Annotated in this window: 20 protein-coding genes and 2 pseudogenes; 10 read left to right on the top strand and 12 right to left on the bottom strand. The window is 71.1% G+C overall.

Annotated features, from left to right (window positions below; translation table 11 throughout):
* Together ABZ154_RS32960 and ABZ154_RS32955 are read left to right on the top strand one after the other, a co-directional pair.
* A partial coding sequence (locus ABZ154_RS32960; protein ID WP_356838031.1) for an integrase core domain-containing protein occupies positions 1-188 on the top strand: 188 nt, incomplete at its 5' end.
* Between the two features lie 24 nt (positions 189-212).
* Positions 213-581, top strand: coding sequence for a hypothetical protein (locus tag ABZ154_RS32955; RefSeq protein WP_356838030.1), 369 nt, complete (start codon positions 213-215; stop codon positions 579-581).
* Here the strand turns inward: ABZ154_RS32955 and ABZ154_RS32950 are convergent.
* The 9 genes from ABZ154_RS32950 to ABZ154_RS32910 form a co-directional block, all read right to left on the bottom strand.
* Positions 524-736, bottom strand: coding sequence for a hypothetical protein (locus ABZ154_RS32950; RefSeq protein WP_356838029.1), 213 nt, complete (start codon positions 734-736; stop codon positions 524-526). The genes ABZ154_RS32955 and ABZ154_RS32950 overlap by 58 nt on opposite strands.
* A 73-nt stretch (positions 737-809) precedes the next feature.
* Entirely contained in the window at positions 810-1823 is a 1014-nt protein-coding gene (locus ABZ154_RS32945) for a TerC family protein (protein WP_356838028.1), read from the bottom strand.
* Between the two features lie 24 nt (positions 1824-1847).
* Positions 1848-2669, bottom strand: a complete 822-nt coding sequence (locus tag ABZ154_RS32940; protein WP_356838027.1) for an enoyl-CoA hydratase/isomerase family protein — start codon at positions 2667-2669, stop codon at positions 1848-1850.
* Positions 2666-3796, bottom strand: a complete 1131-nt coding sequence (locus tag ABZ154_RS32935) for a cytochrome P450 (RefSeq protein WP_356838033.1) — start codon at positions 3794-3796, stop codon at positions 2666-2668. The genes ABZ154_RS32940 and ABZ154_RS32935 overlap by 4 nt, the downstream gene beginning before the upstream one ends.
* Before the next feature lie 290 nt (positions 3797-4086).
* On the bottom strand, positions 4087-5496 hold the full coding sequence (locus ABZ154_RS32930; protein WP_356838026.1) for a cytochrome P450: 1410 nt from the start codon (positions 5494-5496) through the stop codon (positions 4087-4089).
* Between the two features lie 67 nt (positions 5497-5563).
* Complete coding sequence (locus ABZ154_RS32925; protein WP_324794516.1) at positions 5564-6154, bottom strand: ATP/GTP-binding protein; 591 nt, start codon at positions 6152-6154, stop codon at positions 5564-5566.
* Positions 6129-6503, bottom strand: coding sequence for a DUF742 domain-containing protein (locus tag ABZ154_RS32920; RefSeq protein WP_356838025.1), 375 nt, complete (start codon positions 6501-6503; stop codon positions 6129-6131). The genes ABZ154_RS32925 and ABZ154_RS32920 overlap by 26 nt, the downstream gene beginning before the upstream one ends.
* On the bottom strand, positions 6500-6904 hold the full coding sequence (locus tag ABZ154_RS32915) for a roadblock/LC7 domain-containing protein (protein WP_073874928.1): 405 nt from the start codon (positions 6902-6904) through the stop codon (positions 6500-6502). Before ABZ154_RS32915 ends, ABZ154_RS32920 begins: the two co-directional genes overlap by 4 nt.
* On the bottom strand, positions 6901-8160 hold the full coding sequence (locus ABZ154_RS32910; protein WP_356838024.1) for an ATP-binding protein: 1260 nt from the start codon (positions 8158-8160) through the stop codon (positions 6901-6903). The genes ABZ154_RS32915 and ABZ154_RS32910 overlap by 4 nt, the downstream gene beginning before the upstream one ends.
* A gap of 630 nt (positions 8161-8790) precedes the next feature.
* On the opposite strand from ABZ154_RS32910, the gene ABZ154_RS32905 reads away from it, so the two are divergent.
* Both ABZ154_RS32905 and ABZ154_RS32900 read left to right on the top strand, forming a co-directional pair.
* Complete coding sequence (locus ABZ154_RS32905) at positions 8791-9453, top strand: hypothetical protein (protein WP_356838023.1); 663 nt, start codon at positions 8791-8793, stop codon at positions 9451-9453.
* Positions 9453-9989: a hypothetical protein gene (locus ABZ154_RS32900; protein WP_356838022.1), complete on the top strand. Its 537-nt coding sequence runs from the start codon at positions 9453-9455 to the stop codon at positions 9987-9989. Before ABZ154_RS32905 ends, ABZ154_RS32900 begins: the two co-directional genes overlap by 1 nt.
* A 21-nt stretch (positions 9990-10010) precedes the next feature.
* Here the strand turns inward: ABZ154_RS32900 and ABZ154_RS32895 are convergent.
* Together ABZ154_RS32895 and ABZ154_RS32890 are read right to left on the bottom strand one after the other, a co-directional pair.
* Positions 10011-10577, bottom strand: a pseudogene (locus ABZ154_RS32895) (hypothetical protein); the annotation flags it as partial.
* A gap of 172 nt (positions 10578-10749) precedes the next feature.
* Positions 10750-11880 carry a LacI family DNA-binding transcriptional regulator gene (locus ABZ154_RS32890; protein WP_356838021.1) on the bottom strand — a complete coding sequence of 377 codons (1131 nt, stop codon included), beginning with the start codon at positions 11878-11880 and terminating at the stop codon, positions 10750-10752.
* A 144-nt stretch (positions 11881-12024) separates the two neighbouring features.
* Here ABZ154_RS32890 and ABZ154_RS32885 point away from each other — a divergent pair, with 144 nt between their 5' ends.
* Together ABZ154_RS32885 and ABZ154_RS32880 are read left to right on the top strand one after the other, a co-directional pair.
* The gene (locus tag ABZ154_RS32885) at positions 12025-12969 is read left to right on the top strand and encodes a carbon-nitrogen hydrolase (protein ID WP_356838032.1); all 945 of its coding nucleotides are present in this window, start codon (positions 12025-12027) and stop codon (positions 12967-12969) included.
* Between the two features lie 78 nt (positions 12970-13047).
* Positions 13048-13989 (top strand): oxidoreductase, encoded by a 942-nt coding sequence (locus ABZ154_RS32880; RefSeq protein ID WP_356838020.1) that lies wholly within the window; start codon positions 13048-13050, stop codon positions 13987-13989.
* 52 nt (positions 13990-14041) lie between these two features.
* On the opposite strand, the pseudogene ABZ154_RS32875 reads toward ABZ154_RS32880, so the two are convergent.
* Positions 14042-14251 (bottom strand): annotated as a pseudogene (locus tag ABZ154_RS32875) (MFS transporter); the annotation flags it as partial.
* A 142-nt stretch (positions 14252-14393) separates the two neighbouring features.
* Between ABZ154_RS32875 and ABZ154_RS32870 the strand changes: the two are divergent.
* The 4 genes from ABZ154_RS32870 to ABZ154_RS32855 all read left to right on the top strand — a co-directional run.
* On the top strand, positions 14394-15518 hold the full coding sequence (locus ABZ154_RS32870) for an endonuclease/exonuclease/phosphatase family protein (RefSeq protein WP_356838019.1): 1125 nt from the start codon (positions 14394-14396) through the stop codon (positions 15516-15518).
* Positions 15519-15547: 29 nt separating this feature from the next.
* The gene (cseB, locus tag ABZ154_RS32865) at positions 15548-16312 is read left to right on the top strand and encodes a two-component system response regulator CseB (protein ID WP_356838018.1); all 765 of its coding nucleotides are present in this window, start codon (positions 15548-15550) and stop codon (positions 16310-16312) included.
* Positions 16313-16333: 21 nt separating this feature from the next.
* Positions 16334-17608 carry a HAMP domain-containing sensor histidine kinase gene (locus ABZ154_RS32860; RefSeq protein WP_356838017.1) on the top strand — a complete coding sequence of 425 codons (1275 nt, stop codon included), beginning with the start codon at positions 16334-16336 and terminating at the stop codon, positions 17606-17608.
* A 117-nt stretch (positions 17609-17725) separates the two neighbouring features.
* Positions 17726-18382: D-alanyl-D-alanine carboxypeptidase (locus ABZ154_RS32855; RefSeq protein WP_356838016.1), on the top strand; the 657-nt coding region annotated here is incomplete at its 3' end.

The following is an 18382-nucleotide window of genomic DNA, read 5'->3' as shown; positions in this document are numbered from 1 at the left end:
AGGTCGAACGCTTCAACCGCACCCTGCTCGACGAATGGGCCTACATCCGGCCCTACACCTCGAACACCGAGCGAGCCGAAGCCCTGGCAGACTTCCTCCACACCTACAACCACCACCGCTGCCACACCGCGCTCAACGGACACCCACCCATCAGCCGTGTCAACAACGCTGCGGGTCAATACAGCTAGTGCGTGGAAGGGCACGGGTCCGTCATGTCTGCACTTCCCCCTCGGACCGCGACCCTGACCGGGCAGTACATGGTCCTCGTCCCGCTGACCGCGGACCACCCCGACGACCTCTTCGAGGCGGGCGGCGGCGACGAGGAGGTGCGGCGCCGGCAGGGCGGCCCGGCACCCCCGCGGCCCCGGGAGGAGCGGCTGACCCGGCTGGACGGGGTGCCCGCCGACGCCGAGGAGCTGGGCGTGGGGCGCGTGCAGCTGAAGACCGGCCACCGCAACGAGCCCCCAGTCCGCCATCGCCCGGCTCACCGCCCGCCTGGCCGCGGCCGACCCGGGCCGGCGGTTCAGCGGAGGGGGTACGGGCGGGCCCGGTGCCGGGACGGCCGCTCCTCGGCGGCGTAGTCCCCGCAGTCGGGGTTCTCGCAGGGGCCCGGGCGCCAGACGGGGACGAAGATCCCGAGGGTCTTGCGGCGCTGGATCTCGGAGGCGACGGGATGCTTGCAGGCCGGGCACATGAAGGCGGCCCGCTGCTGGGTCTCACGCTCTTTGCCGGCCATTTACTCACGATAGGCCGGGCATCGCGCTTGGGAAACTCTTTCCGCGCGCTTTGCCCGGCCATTGCCCGCCCGGTTACCCGGCCGACTTACCGTCAGATGGCTTCTCCGGACTGTCCGAACTCCCTGTACCGCCCGCACTCTCCCCGGTGTCCGCGTTCGGTGGCGGTCGCCGCACACTGAGCACGATCGAGACCGTCAGAATGACAACGATCACCGCTAGGCTGATCGGCGAGGGAATCTCCGGAATGGAGGTGTTGATCATCTTGTGCGAGGCCTGGAGAATGAGCTTGACGGCGATGAAGGCCAGAATGATCGCCAGGCCGTTGCTCAGGTAGTGGAAGCGGTCCAGGAGTCCCGCCAGCAGGAAGTACAGCGCTCGCAGTCCGAGGATGGCGAACGCGTTGCTGGTGTAGACGATGAACGCGTCGTCGCTGACCGCCAGCACGGCGGGCACGCTGTCGACGGCGAAGAGCAGGTCGGCCGCCTCGATCGCGGCGACCACCGCGAGCAGCGGTGTGGCGACCCGTTTGCCCTCCTCCTTGATGACGAAGTGTGTTCCCGCGTATTCGTCACGGACGGGCATGATCTTTCGCAGCAGCCGCACCGCGAAGCTCTTGCCCGGGTCGAAGCTGTCCTCCTCGCCCTTGAGGATTTTGTAGGCGCTGTAGAAGAGGATCGCCGCGAAGAGGAACAGCACGAAGGTGAAGCGGTTCACGACCGCGACGCCGGCTGTCAGGAAGATCGCGCGGAACACCAGAGCGCCGATGACGCCGAAGAACAGCACCCGGTGCTGATATTCCCGGGGAACCTTGAAATAGGCGAAGATCAGCGCGAAGACGAAGAGGTTGTCGACCGAAAGGCTCTTCTCCAGAAGCCAGGCTGTCGTGTATTCCGTCCCCGCGGTCGTCCCGAGGACGAAGAAGACCACACCGCCGAAGATGAGCGCGAGGCTCACCCACAGCACGCTCCACCAGGCCGCTTCCTTGAAGCCGATGACATGCGCCTTGCGGTGGGCAAGCAAGTCGACTGTGAGGGAGACGACCACCGTTACGGCGAACGCCACCCAGAGCCATACCGGTACATCCACGCCCGAGACCTCCCCTGTCGATTGTTACGAGTGTGACGGGTCGGGCCCAGGAGTGCGAGGGGGTGTGCGCCGACCGGCTGCCGCGACCGAGGCCATCAGCTCCGCGTCCAGGAACGAGGGATCGGCCATTCGGGTGGCGGCCGCATAGGAGTTGAGCAGGGCTTTCGTCACCCGAAGGGCCGCTTCGGGGCGGCGCACGACGGGCTTCGCCCAGGCCTCGACAGCCTGATCCAATTCGTTTTCCGGTACGACCCGCTGGAGGACGGAGAGCGCGTGCGCCTCGGCGGCGTCGAACGCCCGTCCGGTCAGGATCAGTTCGCGGACCCGGGCCGCGCCGACCTCGTGGATCAGCCGGGGCAGCAGCCCGCCCCAGGCGGTCGGCAGCCCCAGCGCCAGCTCCGGCAGCCGGAAGCCGGCGGTCACCGCGCCGACCCGCAGATCGCAGGCGAGGGCGAGCGCGAGGCCCGCGCCGATCGCCTTGCCCTGGACCCGGGCGATGGTGACGGCCCGGTTGCCGGAGATCGCCTCGCAGACCCGGCGGGCCTTCTCCCCGGCGACCCGGATGCCCCGGCCGGCCGGGTCCTCCTCCAGCCAGTCGGCGAACTCGGCACGGTCGCCGCCCAGGCAGAAGTCGTCCCCGGCACCGCTGAGCACCACCACCCGCACCTCGGGATCGGGTGCGGCGACGAGGTCCAGCAGCTCGTCGAGCATCGCCTCGGTGACCGCGTTGCCGGTCTCCGGGGTGTTCAGCTCCACGTGCAGGACGGGGCCCTCGCGCCGGGCGCGTACCGTCGCGGGCTCCTCGTGCGAGGAGGAGGTCAGGAAGTCGGGCAGCGAGAGCTTCACAGCGCCACGCCCAGCGAGGTGATCCGCCTGAAGACCATCCGGGGGGCGTACACCGGCGGGGAGGTGATCCGCAGGGTGGGGAAACGATCCAGCATGCGGGCCAGCAGCGTCCGCGTCTCCAGCTTGGCGAGGGCCGCGCCCAGGCAGTAGTGCACCCCGCCGCCGAAGGTGAGGTGGCTGCCGCCGCGCAGGATGTCGAAGGCGCCGGGGTCGGGGTTGCGCCGGGGGTCGTGGTTGGCGGCGCCGTACAGGACGTGGACCATGCTGTCCTTCTTGACCGGGACGCCGGCCAGAACGGTGTCCTCGGCGGCGATCCGGGTGTTGATGTGGATGGGCGGGTCGTAGCGCAGCACCTCGTCGACGGCCGCGTCGATGTGCTCGGAGTGGTCCCGCAGCCACTGCCAGTGGCCGGGGTCGGCCAGCAGCAGGGAGGTCATCGCCGTCAGCAGGGTCGCCGTGGTCTCCAGCGAGGCGATGGTGACGAACATGGTGAGCCGGTAGAGGATCTCGTCCGCCTGCTCCCGGTCCGGCTCCATCGCGTCCCAGGTGTGGATCCAGCCGGTCAGCACGTCGTGGCGGGGCTCGGCCCGGCGGCGGGCGACCAGATCGGTGAAGTACGCGCGCAGCTGCACGGTCGCCTCGGCGGAGACGGCCAGCTGGCTCTTGGTGGGCAGCAACTCCTGGGCGTACACCTGGTTGTGGGTGATCTCCAGGATGTGCGGGTATTCCTCGGGCGGAAATCCCAGCCAGGAGCCGACCGTGTGGATCGGCAGCTGCTCGCTGACCGTGGAGACGAAGTCCGCCTCGCCCCAGCGGAGCTTGTCGGCCAGCTCGTCCAGGAGCCGGTCGGTGTCGCGCTCGACGTCGGGGGTGAGGCGTTCGATGGTGGAGCGGTCGAAGAGGTTGCCCAGCGAGCGGCGCTGGCAGGTGTGCTCGGGGGCGTTCAGCCGGGCGAGCGTACCGGTCATCTCCCGGGTCGCGATCGCGTCCCACTGCTTGGAGTCGTCCTGCCGCTCCTGCCAGGCGAAATCGGGGACGAGCCAGTTGCGGCCGCGCAGCACCTGGCTGCAGGTGTCGAAGCCGGTGACGAAATAGCCGTTCCAGGGAGCGCGGACGACGTCACCCATCGTCCGCAGCTCCGCGAGTATTCCGTACGGCTCGGCCTGCCCTTCGGGTGAATTGAGCCTGCGGAGCAGACCGATGACCGCGCGCCGTCCGTCGGGGGTCCTGCTTGTACCGCCAGTGATGCTCACGCAGAGTTCCTTGACCTAGGCCCATGGTTACCGACCAGAACCTACCCTTCCGGATAGCTGCGCCAAGCATCGTTCTTTGTTGCCCCCGTCACATGCAATCGTCACAAATGCCCTTTGTCGTACGCGAATTGTCGGCCCGTGAGTGATACGGGGACGACGGTGCGTCAGACGCGGAAGACATCCAGGAACGAACTCCACCAGCCCTTGGGCTTCCTGGCCGGTTCCGCAGCGTGACGACCGGCGGCTCCCGGCTGGGGCGCCGCGCTCCGGTACGGGTCGGGCAGCTGTGCCGAGGTCTGCGCCGCTGGCTGGGTGCCGGTCGCGGTGCGGCGGGCGGCGGTCGGGGTGAACCGAACGGGCAGGGCGATGAGGGCCCGGTGGAAGGGGCCGGGACGCCAGCCGACGCCGGAGGCCGGGACGGCCAGCGAGAGGTCGGGCACGGTGTTGAGGATCTTCTCGATCGCGGTCAGCGCGATGAGGGTGGCGGGGGACTTGGCCGGGCAGACGTGCGGTCCCGCGCCCCAGGCCAGGTGGGCCCCCTTGCTCAGGGTCTGGCGGGCGTCGGTGAGGGACGGGTCGCTGTTCGCGGCGGCGAAGCTGATCAGGACCGGGGTCTCCGCCTTCAGCACCACCCCGTCCAGCTCGATGTCCCGCACCGGGTAGTGCGTCGCGTAGTTGGCGATCGGTGGGTTGTTCCACAGGACGTCGTCCAGCGCGTCCTCGACGAGCATCCCCGAACCGCGCCGCTCGCGCGCGCCCGGCTGGTCACCGGCGAGCATCAGCAGCAGCGCGTTGGCGATGAGGTTGCGCTCCGGCTCCACACCCGCGCCCATCAGCATCACCAGCTGGTCCTTCAGCTCCTCGTCCCGCAGCCCCGCCGGGTGCTGGATCAGCCAGGAGGTGATGTCCTCACCGGGCTGACGCCGCTTGAGCGCGACCAGCTCCATCAGGCACTCCGTCAGCTCCGCGTTGGCGCGCAGCACGTCCTCGCCGTCGAAGATGGCGGACATCGACCGGGTCAGCCGGTCACCGATGTCGCCGGGGCAGCCGAAGAGCTGGTTGAACAGCAGCAGCGGCAGGAGCTTGGCGTACTCGTTGAGCAGGTCGGCGGTGCCGCGCTCGATGAACTGGTCGATCAGATAGTCGGCGATCCGTTCGACGTCCCGGCTCAGCCTGCTGCTGTTGAGCCGCGCCAGCGACTCGGTGACCGCCTTGCGCAGCCGCAGGTGCTCGGCGCCGTCGGTGAACAGGCAGTTGGGCCGGTACATCATCATCGGCAGCACCGGGCTGTCCATCGGTACGGCGCCCTCGCGCAGCGCCGCCCAGCGCCGTGAGTCCCGGGCGAACAGCGCCGGGTTCTGGAGCACCCGCAGCGCCGCCTCGTGCTGCACGATCAGCGTGGCGTCCACCCCGGGCGCCAGCTCGATCGGGGCTGCGGGACCGTGCGCCCGGATCGCGTCGTACGCGCGGTGCGGGTCGGCGGCGAACTCCGGCCCGTACAGCGAGGTCTGGCGCTGGCTCATGGGGCACCCGGCGGGGGCGCTGTACGGGGTGGCTCCCGGCGACGGGTCCATGTTCGGCTTCCTCGGTGTGATCGCGGGGCCCGGTCGGCCCCGGCTTCGGGATACGGGAGGGGGAGGGTCAGGCCGCGTGCGCGAGGAGGTGACGGACGAGCGTGATCAGGGCCTGTGCGGAGGACTTCTGGTCCCGGGCGTCGCAGTAGACCACCGGCGTGGACGGCAGCAGGTCGAGCGCCTCGCGCAGTTCGTCCTCGGCGTGCTGCGAGTACGGGTCGAAGCTGTTGACGGCGACGGCGTACTCCAGCCCGTACGTCTCGACCAGGTCGATCACCGGGAAGGTGTCGGCCAGCCGCGCCGGGTCGACCAGGAGGAGCGCGCCGAGCGACCCGCGCGCCATGTCCTCCCACAGCTCCACGAACCGCTGCTGCCCCGGCGTACCGAACAGATAGAGCACCAGCTCGTCGCTGAGGGTCAGGCGCCCGAAGTCCAGGGCGACCGTGGTCGTCTTCTTGTCGGGCGCCCCGCGCAGGTCGTCGACCTGGGCCGCGGCCTGGGTCATCCGCTCCTCGGTGCGCAGCGGGGTGATCTCGGAGAGCGTGCCGATCAGGGTCGTCTTGCCCACGGCGAAGTGCCCGACGACGAGGATCTTCGCCGCGCGCTGGACCGCGTCCGGCACATAGATGCTCTCAGCCGAACCGGACTTGGAGTCCATGCAACACCTCTTCGAGGATCTTTCTGTCGACGAGCTGGGCCGGTGGCGGCGCCTTGCGGCGCAGCAGGTGTCCCTGCTGGTTTAAGTCCTGGAGCAGCAGCCGGGCCACGCCGACGGGCAGGCCGAGATGCCCGGCGACCTCGGCCACCGAGAGGTAGCCGCCGGAACACAGCTCCCAGATCGCCTTGACCTCGGGGCTCGGGTTGGGCGGCGGCTGCCGGTCGGGGGCGAGGGTGACCAGCGTGACGAGGGAGAGGTCCTCCGCGTCGGGCAGCCCCCGTCCCCCGGTGATGACGTAGGACCGGACGAACCCGCTGCTGACGCTGGCCTCCTCGCCCGGCGCGCTCATATCTCGCTGCCCGCGTTCTCGCGGGGCGGCGTGGTCATCGCCTTCCCCAGCGCGGTGACCTGCTGCTGCATACGGAAGGACATCGCCTCCATATCCACGTCGGCGGCGGCGGTGGCGGCGAGGTAGGCGCCGGTGCCGGCGGCGATGAGGAAGATCCAGCCGTCCTCGTACTCCAGGAGCGTCTGCCGCCAGCGGCCGGGGCTGCGGGTGCCGATGAAGGGGGCGACGGCCCGGCTGAGGGACTGCATGGAGCTCATGGCCGCGGCGACGGTCTCGGCGTCGTCCCGGCCGATCTCACTGGAGTTGGCGAGCAGCAAGCCGTCGGCGGATACGAGGATCGCGTGCCGGGCTCCGGGTACCTGGAGCACATCGTTGAGTACCCAGGACAGGTCGGGGTTCACTGGATCTCGGATCCTTCCGTGGTCGTCGTCGTGTCCCGCCCGGAGCGGGTGCCGCGCTGGAACGCGCCCAGGCGGGAAGCGGTCTCCTCGTTGCTGCGGACCGGCTGCGGGGCGGCCGGGGGCACCGCGGAGACCGGGCTCTTGCGACGACGCTTTGGCAGCCCGCCGGAGGTGGTGGTGATCTGGGCGAGCTGCTGGGTCGCGGTGTCCTGGCGCTGGGCCGCCGACGGGAAGAGCGGGGTGGGCGCGGGGGTCTGCTGCCACTGGTCCGGCCGCGGGGCGGCCTGCGGCTGCTGGTTTCCGTACGCCTGGGGCGCCTCGGATGTCTCAGCGGGTGCGGCGGACTGCGGCACCTCCGTGGTGAGCAGTTCGTCGGGGATCAGTACCACCGCGCGTACGCCTCCATAGGGGGAAACGGAGTCCACCGAGACCCGGAACCCGTAGCGGGCGGCGAGCATCCCGGAGACGGCGAACCCGAACTGCGGCGGGATGCCCAGGCTGGAGACACTGATCGCCGCCTGGGGGGTCAGGAGGGCCGCCGCGCGGTCCTTCTCCTCCTGACCCATGCCGAGACCGGCGTCGTCGACGATGAGGCAGACGCCCGTCGGCACGGCCTGGATGTTGATCTCCACCGGGGTGCCGGGGGCGGAGTAGTTGGTGGCGTTGGCGAGCAGCTCGGCGAGGACCACCGCGACCGGCTCGACGGCGCGGCTGACGACCGAGAAGTTCACCTGGCCGTTGACCCGGACCCGGTCGAAGTGGCGGATTCGGCCCTGCGCGCTGCGGGCCACGTCGAAGACGGAGGCCACGGTCTCGCGCCGGCCGAGCCAACCGCCGCAGAGCACCGCGATGCCCTGGGCACGCCGCCCGAACTGGCTGTTGGCGTGGTCCATGGCCATCAGGTCGGCGAGGATCCCGGGGTCGTCGCCGTATTTGCGCTGGGCCTTCTCGATCACGACCTGCTGCTCGTCGGCGAGGCCCTGGAGGGTGCGCACGGCGGCCTTGAGGACCGCCTTGGTCTCCTCCTCGGCATCCTTGCGGACCTCGGCGAGCTCGGAGGCCTGCCGCTGGAGGAGCCCGTTGTGGACGACGCGGAGCTCGTCCCGCTGGCGCAGGAGCGTGTCGCGCTCCGCGCTCAGCTCGGAGTTGCGTCTGCGCAGTTTGATGTTGGTCGCGCGAGCCCGCAGGACGGCACCCACGGCGACCAGTGCTACGACAACCAGCGCCCAGATGACGGGGCCCTGTGGAAATGTCATGAGACTCACTTCAAGTGCCATGGCTGGAAACGGCTTGACACCCCGTCATGCGGCACGCAGTCAGGGCTCTTTCGCCACGACCGTGCGCCGCTTCGGGAGGTGTCCCTCCGAAGGTGGGGCCGAGGAATTCATCCCTCCCGGAATGCCCCCATACGCCATCAGCCCACTGGAAGTAAGATGATCTTATCACCGGCCGCACGACGAAATGTCAAGCTCGCCACGCCAGTTGCCACTCGACGCAGAACGTTCACATTGCGGAGACGTGGAGGAGGTCGCTCCGTCCCGATTCCCCTCACGGGACGGGACGTTGGAGGCGGGCGGCGCCGTGCTTCATCGCATACGACGGTCGCTGGGTGAGGGGGGCGGGCGGCCGGGCGTCGGGGTGGTCTGCCGGGGTGCCCCAGGGCTGGATCGCCGCCGGAGTGGTCTTGGTACGTTGAGAAAATCGAACGTACGAGGCGTAGCTCACGGGGGAGGAAGCCTTCATGGCTTGGGACGAGTGGGAGCAGCTGAAGAGCCAGGCGGCCCTCGCCGAACGACCTGGCCCGCACGCAGCTGAACCAGCTCGGCGACTTCCAGAAGAACCTCGGCCTCACGCTCGCCGGCGCCACCCAGTCGGACAGCCCTGCCATGCGCGCGTGGGAGAACGGCATGGTGAAGCTCGCGGGCGAGCGGTACCAGACCCGCGGTTCGCAGGTGTGGGGCTTCCAGCTGATGAGCAACCTCATGCGCGTCGGGGACTACGACGACAAGTTCCTCAACAAGTACGGCAACGCGCTGGTCGAGACCGAGAAGAAGATGAAGCTTCCCGGGAACTTCTGTTCCGGCGGTGTCGGTGGCCCGAAGATGATCTTCATGAGCGACGAGGGCTTCGGCCGCGACCCGATGACCGGCTTCATGACGGCGCTCGCGAACAGCCCGGACGCGTCGACGGAGTTCTTCAACGCCAAGGAGCCGCAGGACAACGCGGCATGGGTGCTCAAGGAACGCACGTCCTTCGACGACACGCCGCTGGACGACGGGCCCAATCCGGCACTGGACGCGACGGGCAAGGCGATGTTCGCGGCGGTCCCGGGCGTCAGTGACCCGGGCGCCGAGGGCGTGAAGTTCCAGGAGCACACTCCGGAACAGACCGAGGCCATGAAGCGCTCACTCGCATTCCTCGCGCAGACCGAGAACGATGCCCCGGCGGAGATGCGCGACGACATGGCCAGGGCCATGGGCAGCCACGGTGAGGCCGTCTCCGCCAACGACGGAAACAAGAAGGCCGAAGGGGTTGTGGGAGACCAGTGATGAAGAAACGCTTCCGAGCAGGCGCCGCAGTGGCGCTCCTCGGGCTGTCCCTGCTCACCTCGGGGTGCGGATCGTCGCGTGAGTACGCGATACCGGAGGATGTGTGCGGCGTACCGGTGGGGGAGAAGGAGTTGTCCGCGCTTCTACCTGACGGTGAGAAGCTCGAGGTGACCGGTACTTCCATCGTCACGAAGAGCGGAAGCAACTGCGACGTGAGCGTGGATGACTTTCCGGCGGTCTCTCTCACTGTTGAACAGGTCGACAAGTTCTACGACCCGATGAGCAAGCGCGAAAGCTTCCGGTTCACGAACCGGAAGAAGATGGCGCCCTTGCCGTTCGACGGCTCCGGTGCCACGGGGGACGAGAACATCATGATCAGCACCTCGTGCGGACTGGCGGAGGCCGATCACCTGATCGTGCTTCTCATCGCGCGCGACAAGAGCGGGACGGACGTGACCAGTCACCGGAGCGACATGGAGGCGTTCATGGTCGACTTCGTTCCCAGGGTCGAGAAGGCGATGGCCTGCTCGGCATGACCGGAATGTGTCTCACCGCGATCAGTCGGACACAGGAGAGAAGCGGAGCGGCAAGGTCTTCGGGCCGCGGGTGAAGACGCCGTGCTCCACCGGGGCGAAGCCGTCGGCGAGGCGCAGGTCGGGCATGGCGTTCAGCAGGTGGCCGACACCGATCTCGACTTCGGCCTTGACCAGCAGGGCGCCGACGCGGAAGTGCGACCTCGGCGGTGCACAGCGTGGACAGCAGGTCGTCGCCCGGATCTTTCCGCCGGTCCCTGATGATCGGCAGCATGTAGTCGGCGAACTCGACACGCGTCCGCTCACCCGCCTTGGCGACCTCCGGATCGCCCGCCGGATTGCCGAGAAAGGCGATGACGGTCGTGTACCAGCGGTGGAATCGCGCGTAGTCGGCTGCGTCCAGACCCAGCATGCCCGCGATCACGTTGACCGGGAATCGGCTCGCGCAGTCAGCGACCAGGTCGACCGACCGGAGGCGCGGAAACCGTCGGTCAGCGTGCGCGAGGCCCTTTCGGTGACGGGTGAGAACTTCTCCCGCAAGTCGCTGCCGCGGAACGCGGGAGCGGCCAGGGCCCGGCACACGGCGTGCTGATGTCTGGCACCTGGTGTGCGGTGGACATACACACTCCCTCAAGAAAGGCGCTTGCCGCGCGCATGCGCGCCACCAAGCCAGCCTGCCACAACGGGCGGAGCACGGAGCTGAGTTGAGCGGTTGCGCAGGGAGCATGGGCGCGGTGTTCCCTGCGTCGCGTCGCTGTCCTGCTCAGGTGGGCGTGGCGGTGGACTCCCGCGTCTCCAGCGCCCAGGCGTGGCGGCGCACGGTGTCGGGGGGTGTGCGGCCCGCGAGGATGTCGCAGAGCAGCTCGGCGCAGGCGCGCCCGTACGCGGAGGGGCGCAGGTCGACCGCGGTGACGGGCGGCTCGGCGGAGCGGGGGGCTGCGCCGTCCACGCAGGAGGCGACGAGGAGGGGAGTACGGAGGTGGGCGCCGGTCTCGCCGAGCGTGCGGCGGGGGGCGCCGGTCCGGGGGGTGCCGGCCTCACCGACCGTAGGAGGGGGAGTGCCGGTCTCGCCGACCGTGCGGCCCGAGGCGGTGCCGACCGTTCGGCCCAGGGCCGCCGCCGCCCGCAGGACGCCCGGGGCGGCGCCGTCCGGGGCGCAGATCACCGCGTCCACCGCCGGGACGGTGCGCAGCAGGGCCAGCGTGGTCTCCTCGGCCTCGCCCGGGGTGGCGGCGAACGGCACGGTCCGCAGCGCCACGTCCACCCCGTGCTCCTGCCCCCAGGAGGCGGCGGTGGCCCGCAGGGCGGTGGCCCAGGCGGAGGTGCCCGCGGGGGCCAGGACGGCGGGGCGGCGGGCGCCGCGTTCGGTGACGTGGTCCAGGAGTGCGGTGAGGGAGGCGGCGTTGTCGCAGATCACAGCGCCGGTGGGGGCGGCGGTGGGGCCCAGGTAGCGCTCCCCGGTCACCGCCGGAACGCCTGCGTCCAGCAGCCCGGGCACGGCGGTGTCGTCCACCTCGGGATCGATCACCAGGAGCCCGTCGACCCGCGAGGCGACCGGCCCGCTGGCGCCGCCCGCAGTGCTCGCGGGGGCGAGTAGGACGACGTCGAGGCCTTCCTCCTGGGCGCGTGCCACGGCCCCGAACGCGAGGTTCATGTAGTAGTCCAGCCGGGTCGCGGTCTGCGGCAGGTGCAGCCCGATCGCCCCGGTGCTGGAGCGGCGCAGCCGCCGGGCCGCGCTGTTGGGCCGGTAGCCGAGCTCCTCCGCCACCGCGCGGACCCGGTCCCTGGTCGCCTCCGCGACGCGGCCCGAGCCCTGGAGGGCGTCGGAGGCGGTGCTCTTGGAAACCCCGGCGGTGCGGGCTACGTCGAGCAGGGTCACGGTCCGGGAGGTCACGGAGGTGAAGTCTAGACGTTCGTGATCGTAGGAGGTGGCGGGTTGCCGGAACGTTCCGGCGGGGTTAGATTCGGCCCGTGCCGGAACGTTCCGGCACTCATCCTCCTCGTGCCCGCCCCGCCGGCCCACCCCCTGGAACTGGTCATGCGTCTGATCACCGCGTACAACCCGCCCGCCTCCCCGACCCGGACCCGCCCCGCCGAGCGCGCCCCCCTGCGCGTCGCGGCCGTCCAGCAGCGGTGGCACCGCGACCCCGCCGAGCACCGTGCCGCCCTGCTGGAGGGCATCCGCCTCGCCGCCGCCGAGGGGGCGCGGGTGGTCTGCCTCCAGGAGCTGACGCTCTCGCCGTACTTCGCGGTGGTCCGCCGGGCCGACCACCCCGCGCCCGCCGAGCCGGAGGAGCTGCTGACCGGCCCCACCTTCACCTTCGCCGCCGAGGCCGCTCGCGAACACGGCCTCTACGTCCACGCCTCCCTGTACGAGAAGGCCCCGGCGCCCGGCGGTCAGAGCGACGGCCTCGGCTACAACACCGCGATCCTCGTCGCCCCCGACGGCACCCTCGCCCAGCGCACCCGCAAGACCCACATCCCGGTCACGGAGGGGTATTACGAGGACGACTGGTTCCGCCCCGGCCCGGCGGGCGACGACGCCTTCCCGCTGGTCACGGTCGACGAGGCCCGCTTCGGCCTGCCGACCTGCTGGGACCAGTGGTTCCCGGAGCTGGCACGCGCCTACTCGCTCGCCGGTGCCGACGTCCTCGTCTACCCGACCGCCATCGGCTCCGAACCCGGCTTCCCCGGCTTCGACTCCCAGCCGCTCTGGCAGAAGGTGATCACCGGCAACGCGATCGCCAACGCCACCTTCATGATCGTGCCCAACCGGATCGGTGCCGAGAACGGGCTCACCTTCTACGGCAGCTCCTTCATCGTCGACCCGTACGGCCGGGTCCTGGCCCAGGCCCCGCGCGACGAGCCCGCCGTCCTGGTCGCGGACCTCGATCTCGACGCCCGCCGCGACTGGCTGGAACTTTTCCCGTTCCTGGCCACCCGCCGCCCGGACGCTTACGGTCCGCTCACGGCCACGGAGTGAGCAGGTAGGGCGGGCCGCAGGGCCGATCGGCGGGATGACACCATGGCCGGAGGCGCGCCGAGCGGAGATCATTCAGACATGACTTCCACGAGCTCCGCGAGCACCACACCCCTGATCACCGCGGCCGCGTCCGGCCGTTGGACCCTCGGAGATCTGTCGGTCAACCGCATCGGCTTCGGCACGATGCGGTTGCCCCAGACCGGCGGGGCGCTGGTACCCGACGCCGTCCCCCGCGACCGCGATGCCGCCCTGGCCGTCCTGCGCCGGGCCGTCGATCTCGGCGTGAACCACATCGACACCGCCGCCTTCTACTTCTCCCCTCTGCGCTCGGCCAACGAGCTGATCAACAGCGCCCTTGCTCCGTACGCGGACGACCTCGTGATCACCACCAAGGTCGGCCCGGCCCGGGACCTCACGGGGGAGTGGGCGGCCCACGCCCGCACCCCCGAGGCGCTGCGCGGCCAGGTCGAGGAGAACCTCCGCCAGCTCGGCCGCGACCACCTCGACGTGGTGAACCTGAGGATCGTCGGTACGGACTCGATAGCCGAGCGCTTCGGTGCGCTGGCCGAGTTGCGCCGAGCCGGGCTCATCCGCCACCTCGGCCTTTCCAACGTCACCCCCGCCCACCTCGCCGAGGCCCAGGCCATCGCCCCGGTGGTCTGCGTACAGAACCGGTACGGGATCGGCGTGCGGCCCGAGGAAGACGCGTTCGTCCAGGACTGCGGGGCGCAGGGGATCGCGTTCGTGCCGTTCTACGCGATAGCCGCGGCCGGCGGCGAGGGCGGCGCGACCGGGGCCGAGCCCGCCGAGGTCCTCACCGTCGCGCGGGCGCACGGCGTGAGCCCGGCGGAGATCCGGCTGGCGTGGACTCTGCACCGGGGGCCGCACGTCCTGGCCATCCCCGGCACCGGCGACCTCGGCCACCTCACCGCCAACGTGGCCGCCGGAGCCCTGCGGCTGTCCGAGGAGGAGCTGGAGCTTCTGGATACCTTGCACCGGCGCACGGCGGGGACCGGCTGACCCTGCGCGGAAAGCCGTCTGCACGGCCAACCGGCCCTGCCTCACGAGGTGTTCATGCCATGACGTCAGGCGCCGGGACCGATGCCTCATCGGCGCCGGCTCCGGTGCCGGCTACGGCGCCGGTCCCGGTCTCCGGCACCGGCCGGTGGGCGGGGATGCCGGCCTTACGGGCGTAGAGCACGACCGCGATCGCCGGCAGCAGGAGCAGCAGCACCGTCCAGGGGAAGGACTCGCTGCCGACGGTGTCGAGCAGGATGCCGCCGCCCGGCTGGACCGACCGATACGCAGCTGCAACAGACCCGCGCGGTCCCAGAAGCACTCCCCTGACCGCCCGGAAGCGCGGACCCCGGACGCTGGGGACGTACCCGACTTCCGGAGTACGTGACCGTAGGGAGGCCCGTGCCGTGCTGAGCACCGAGGGGGGCTGGAGAAGGCCGGAAGGCCTGAGCATCGAGGATGGCGCCCAGGAGAGCCTGAGCACCGAGCAGGGCCTGGCTCCCCGCCGCGGCCCCGCGCCTGCTCCGGCCGAGGCTCCTGCCCCGCCCGAGGCTCCTGCCCCGCCCGAGGCTCCTGCTCCATCCGAGGCTCCTGCTCCATCCGAGGCTCCTGCCCCGCCCAAGGCGTTCCCCGGCCGCTGCCTCGCCCTCATCGCGCTGCTCTCCGCCTCCCTCATGGCCCTGCACGCGCACCTCCCCAACACCGGCCTCCATCTCGGCAGCCTCTTCCAGACCCTGTTGCCCTGGACCGGCCTCGCCGTCCCGGCCCTCCTCGCCCTGGCAGCCGTACGGCGCTCCCGGCTCGCCGCCATCGCCGTACTCGCACCCGCCCTGGTCTGGGCAACCCTCTGCGGCCCCGCCCTCACCGACAAGCGGTCCACCGAACACGGCCTCACCGTCCTCAGCCACAACGTCGACGAGGCCAACCCCGACCCGGCCGGTACCGCACGCGCCCTCGCCGGAGCCAAGGCCGACGTCCTGGCCCTGGTGGAGCTGTCCAAGGAGTCCACGCCCGTCTACGAGCGCGAGCTGGCCGCCGCCTACCCGCACCACGCGGTGCTCGGCGGCGTCGGCCTCTGGAGCAGGCACCGGCTCACGGAGGTGGCGGAGGTGGAGATCATGCCGTGGACCCGGGCGATGCGGGCCACGGCGGACACCCCCGAGGGTCCCGTGGCCGTCTACGCGGCCCACCTCGCCTCCGTACGCGTGTCGGGTGCGGGCTTCACCACCGGCCGCCGCAACGAGGCGGCCCGCGCCCTGGCCTCCGCCGTACGGGCCGAGCCCAGGCCCCGGGTGGTGGTGCTGGGCGACTTCAACGGCACGTACCAGGACAGGGACCTGGCCCCCCTCACCTCGCAGCTGCGCTCGGCCCAGCGGGAGGCCGGGCACGGCTTCGGGTTCACGTACCCCGCCGGATTCCCGGTGGTCCGCATCGACGACGTCCTCGTGAAGGGGATGGCCCCGCGCTCGTCCTGGACCCTGCCCGCCACCGGCAGCGACCATCGCCCGGTGGCGGCCACGCTGCGGTTCTGAGCCACAGGCCGCCCACGAGTCCGCCTACGATGCGCAGAACGCCCTTGTTACTCCCCCACAACCAGGCAGGAACCGTGCCGGAACCCCGGGCCCCCGACCCCGTCAGCGTGCTCGTCGTAGAGGACGACGCCACGATCCGGCGCGCCGTCCAACTGGCCCTGGAGCGGTACGGCTACCGCGTCGACGTGGCCGCCGACGGACTCAGCGGCCTGGAGGCGTTCCGCGCGGGCGTCCACGACCTGCTGATCCTGGACGTGATGCTGCCCGAGCTGGACGGCATCGGCCTCTGCCACCGCATCCGCGAGGAGAGCCTCGTGCCGGTCCTGATGATGTCCGCGCGCGGCGACGCGCTGGACGTGGTCGCGGGCCTGGAGGCGGGCGCCGACGACTATGTGATCAAGCCCGTCGACACCCCTGTCCTGGTGGCCCGTATCCGTGCCCTGCTGCGCCGCGCCACCTTCGAACCGTCCCAGAGCCCGCCGTCCGGGCCGCCCGAGGCCCCCGACCACGTCCTGGTCTTCGGCGACCTGACCGTCGACACCCTGGGCATGGAGGTGCGCCGCGCCGGGGAGCCCGTACCCCTGACCCCCACCGAACTGCGCCTTCTGCTGGAGTTCGCCGCCGCGCCCGGGTCCGTACTCGACCGCCGACGGCTGCTGCGCGAGGTCTGGGACTACGGCTGGGAGGGCGACACCCGGGTCGTCGACCTGTGCGTGCTCCGGCTGCGCAAGAAGATCGGCAGCAGCAGGATCGAGACGGTACGCGGCTTCGGCTACAAGCTCGTCCGCACCTGACCGGCCGACCGACGGATCATCATGGGCCTCCTCAATCCCCGCGCCCTGCGCTGGAAGATCGCCGCGCTCGCTGCCGCCGCCTGCTGCGCGGTGGCGGCGGTCGTCGGCTTCCTGGTGCACGACGCGACCCGCGAGCGCGGGCTGCGTGTGGGCCACGACCGAACGATCACCCGCCTGATCGCGGCCGAGCGGGAGCTGAGCCGTACGGGGAAGGCGCCGCCGGACGTCGACGTACGGACGCCGGATGAGCTGCCCGAGCCGCTGGCACGCGATCTCGCCGACCAGCCGGAGACCGACGGCGGTTACGCCACCTGGTACGACGCCGATCCGCCCAACTGGTTCTGGATGTGGGGCGCCGTGGCCGTCGGCGACGGTCGAGTCCTCGTCGTCCGGGACGACATGAGCACCGAGGTCCGCAGCCTCCAGCTCCTGGACCGATCCATCGTGAAGTCCGTCCTCGCGGCCCTCGTCTTCGTCGTCCCGCTCGCCGCCCTCGCCACCGAGCCGATCAACCGGCGGCTGCGCCACGGAGCCCGTACCGCCCGCCGGATCGCCGACGGGGAGCTGGACGCACGGATCGGCGCCACCGGGCGGGCCCGCGACGAGATCACCGAGATGTCGGCCGCCGTCGACGACATGGCCTCCGCCCTCCAGCGCAAGCTGGAGAACGAGCAGCGCTTCACCGCCGACGTCGCCCACGAGCTGCGCACCCCGCTGATGGGCCTGGTCACCGCCGCCGGGCTGCTCCCGGAGAGCGATGAGGCGACCGCTCTCGTACGGGACCGGGTCGGGGCCCTGAGCGCCCTGATCGAGGACCTGCTGGAGATCTCGCGGCTCGACGCGGGCGCCGAGCGGGCCCGGCTGGACGCGGTGCCGCTGGGGGAGCTGGTGGCGGACGTGGTGCGGCGTACGGGGACGGATACCCAGGTCACCGTCGGCGAGGCCGGGACGGTGGAGACCGACCCGCGCCGGGTGGAGCGGATCGTGGTCAACCTCGTCACCAACGCGCACCGGCACGGCGCCGCCCCCGTCGAGGTCACCGTCGACGGCGCCCGGATCTCCGTGACCGACCACGGCCCCGGCTTCCCCGCCGCCCTGCTCGAACAGGGCCCGCAACGCTTCCGCACGGGCGCCACCGAACGCGGCCGAGGCCACGGGCTCGGCCTGACCGTCGCGCAGGGCCAGGCCGGGGTCCTCGGCGCCCGGCTGACCTTCGTGAACGCGCCGGACGGTGGCGGGGCGATCGCCACCCTCGACCTGGCGCCGGGTGCACCCGGCCCGTCCCATACGGGCTGAAACGGAACCGCAACGCACTCTCGGGGCGGCGGAAACAGCACCGCACCGGACCGGAAGAGCGGCCCCGCGAAGGTGAGATCCGTGCGGGAATCGCACGCGTTCTCCCGGAGGTGCCCCATGTCCGACTTCCTCACTGCTGCCCGACGCTCCCTCCTCGTCCCGCTCTCCGCCGCCCTCGCGCTCGCCGCCGGCATGGGCACCTGGTACGCGCTGGACGGCGGCGGCCACCTGACCGGCCCGGGTGGCGGCGCCCCCGCCGCGGGTTCCGCGTCCGGCGTCGCCGCCGTGGCCAGGTCGCTGCACCTGCCGTGGCCCGCCGAGGGCCAGGCGAGCGTGGAGGTCGAGGGGATCGGCAGCCTCGGCACCCGGGGCGAGCAGCGGCCGGTCCCGATAGCCAGCGTCACCAAGGTCATGACGGCGTACGTGATCCTCAAGGATCACCCCATGCGCGCGGGTGCGCCCGGCGCGGCCATCACCGCCGACGAGCAGGCGGCGAACGAGTCGTACTCCTCCGTCGAGACGACGGCCCCGGTCCTCGCGGGCCGTACCTACACCCAACGCCGCCTCCTGAAACTGATGATGGTCCCGTCGGGCAACAACATCGCCCGGCTGCTGGCTCGTTGGGACGCGGGCGGCGAGAAGGCGTTCGTGGCGAAGATGAACGGGACGGCCGCCGCCCTCGGGATGGAGCGCACCACCTACACCGGGGTGAGCGGCATGGAGACCAGTACACGGAGCACCTCGACCGACCAACTCCTCCTGGCGCGCGCCGCG

The sequence above is a fragment of the Streptomyces sp. NPDC006261 genome (assembly GCF_040613515.1).
In the GTDB taxonomy this organism is placed as follows: Bacteria; Actinomycetota; Actinomycetes; order Streptomycetales; family Streptomycetaceae; genus Streptomyces.
The sequence above is the reverse complement of the archived record's forward strand: the minus strand, read 5'-3'. Positions and strand labels throughout refer to the sequence as shown.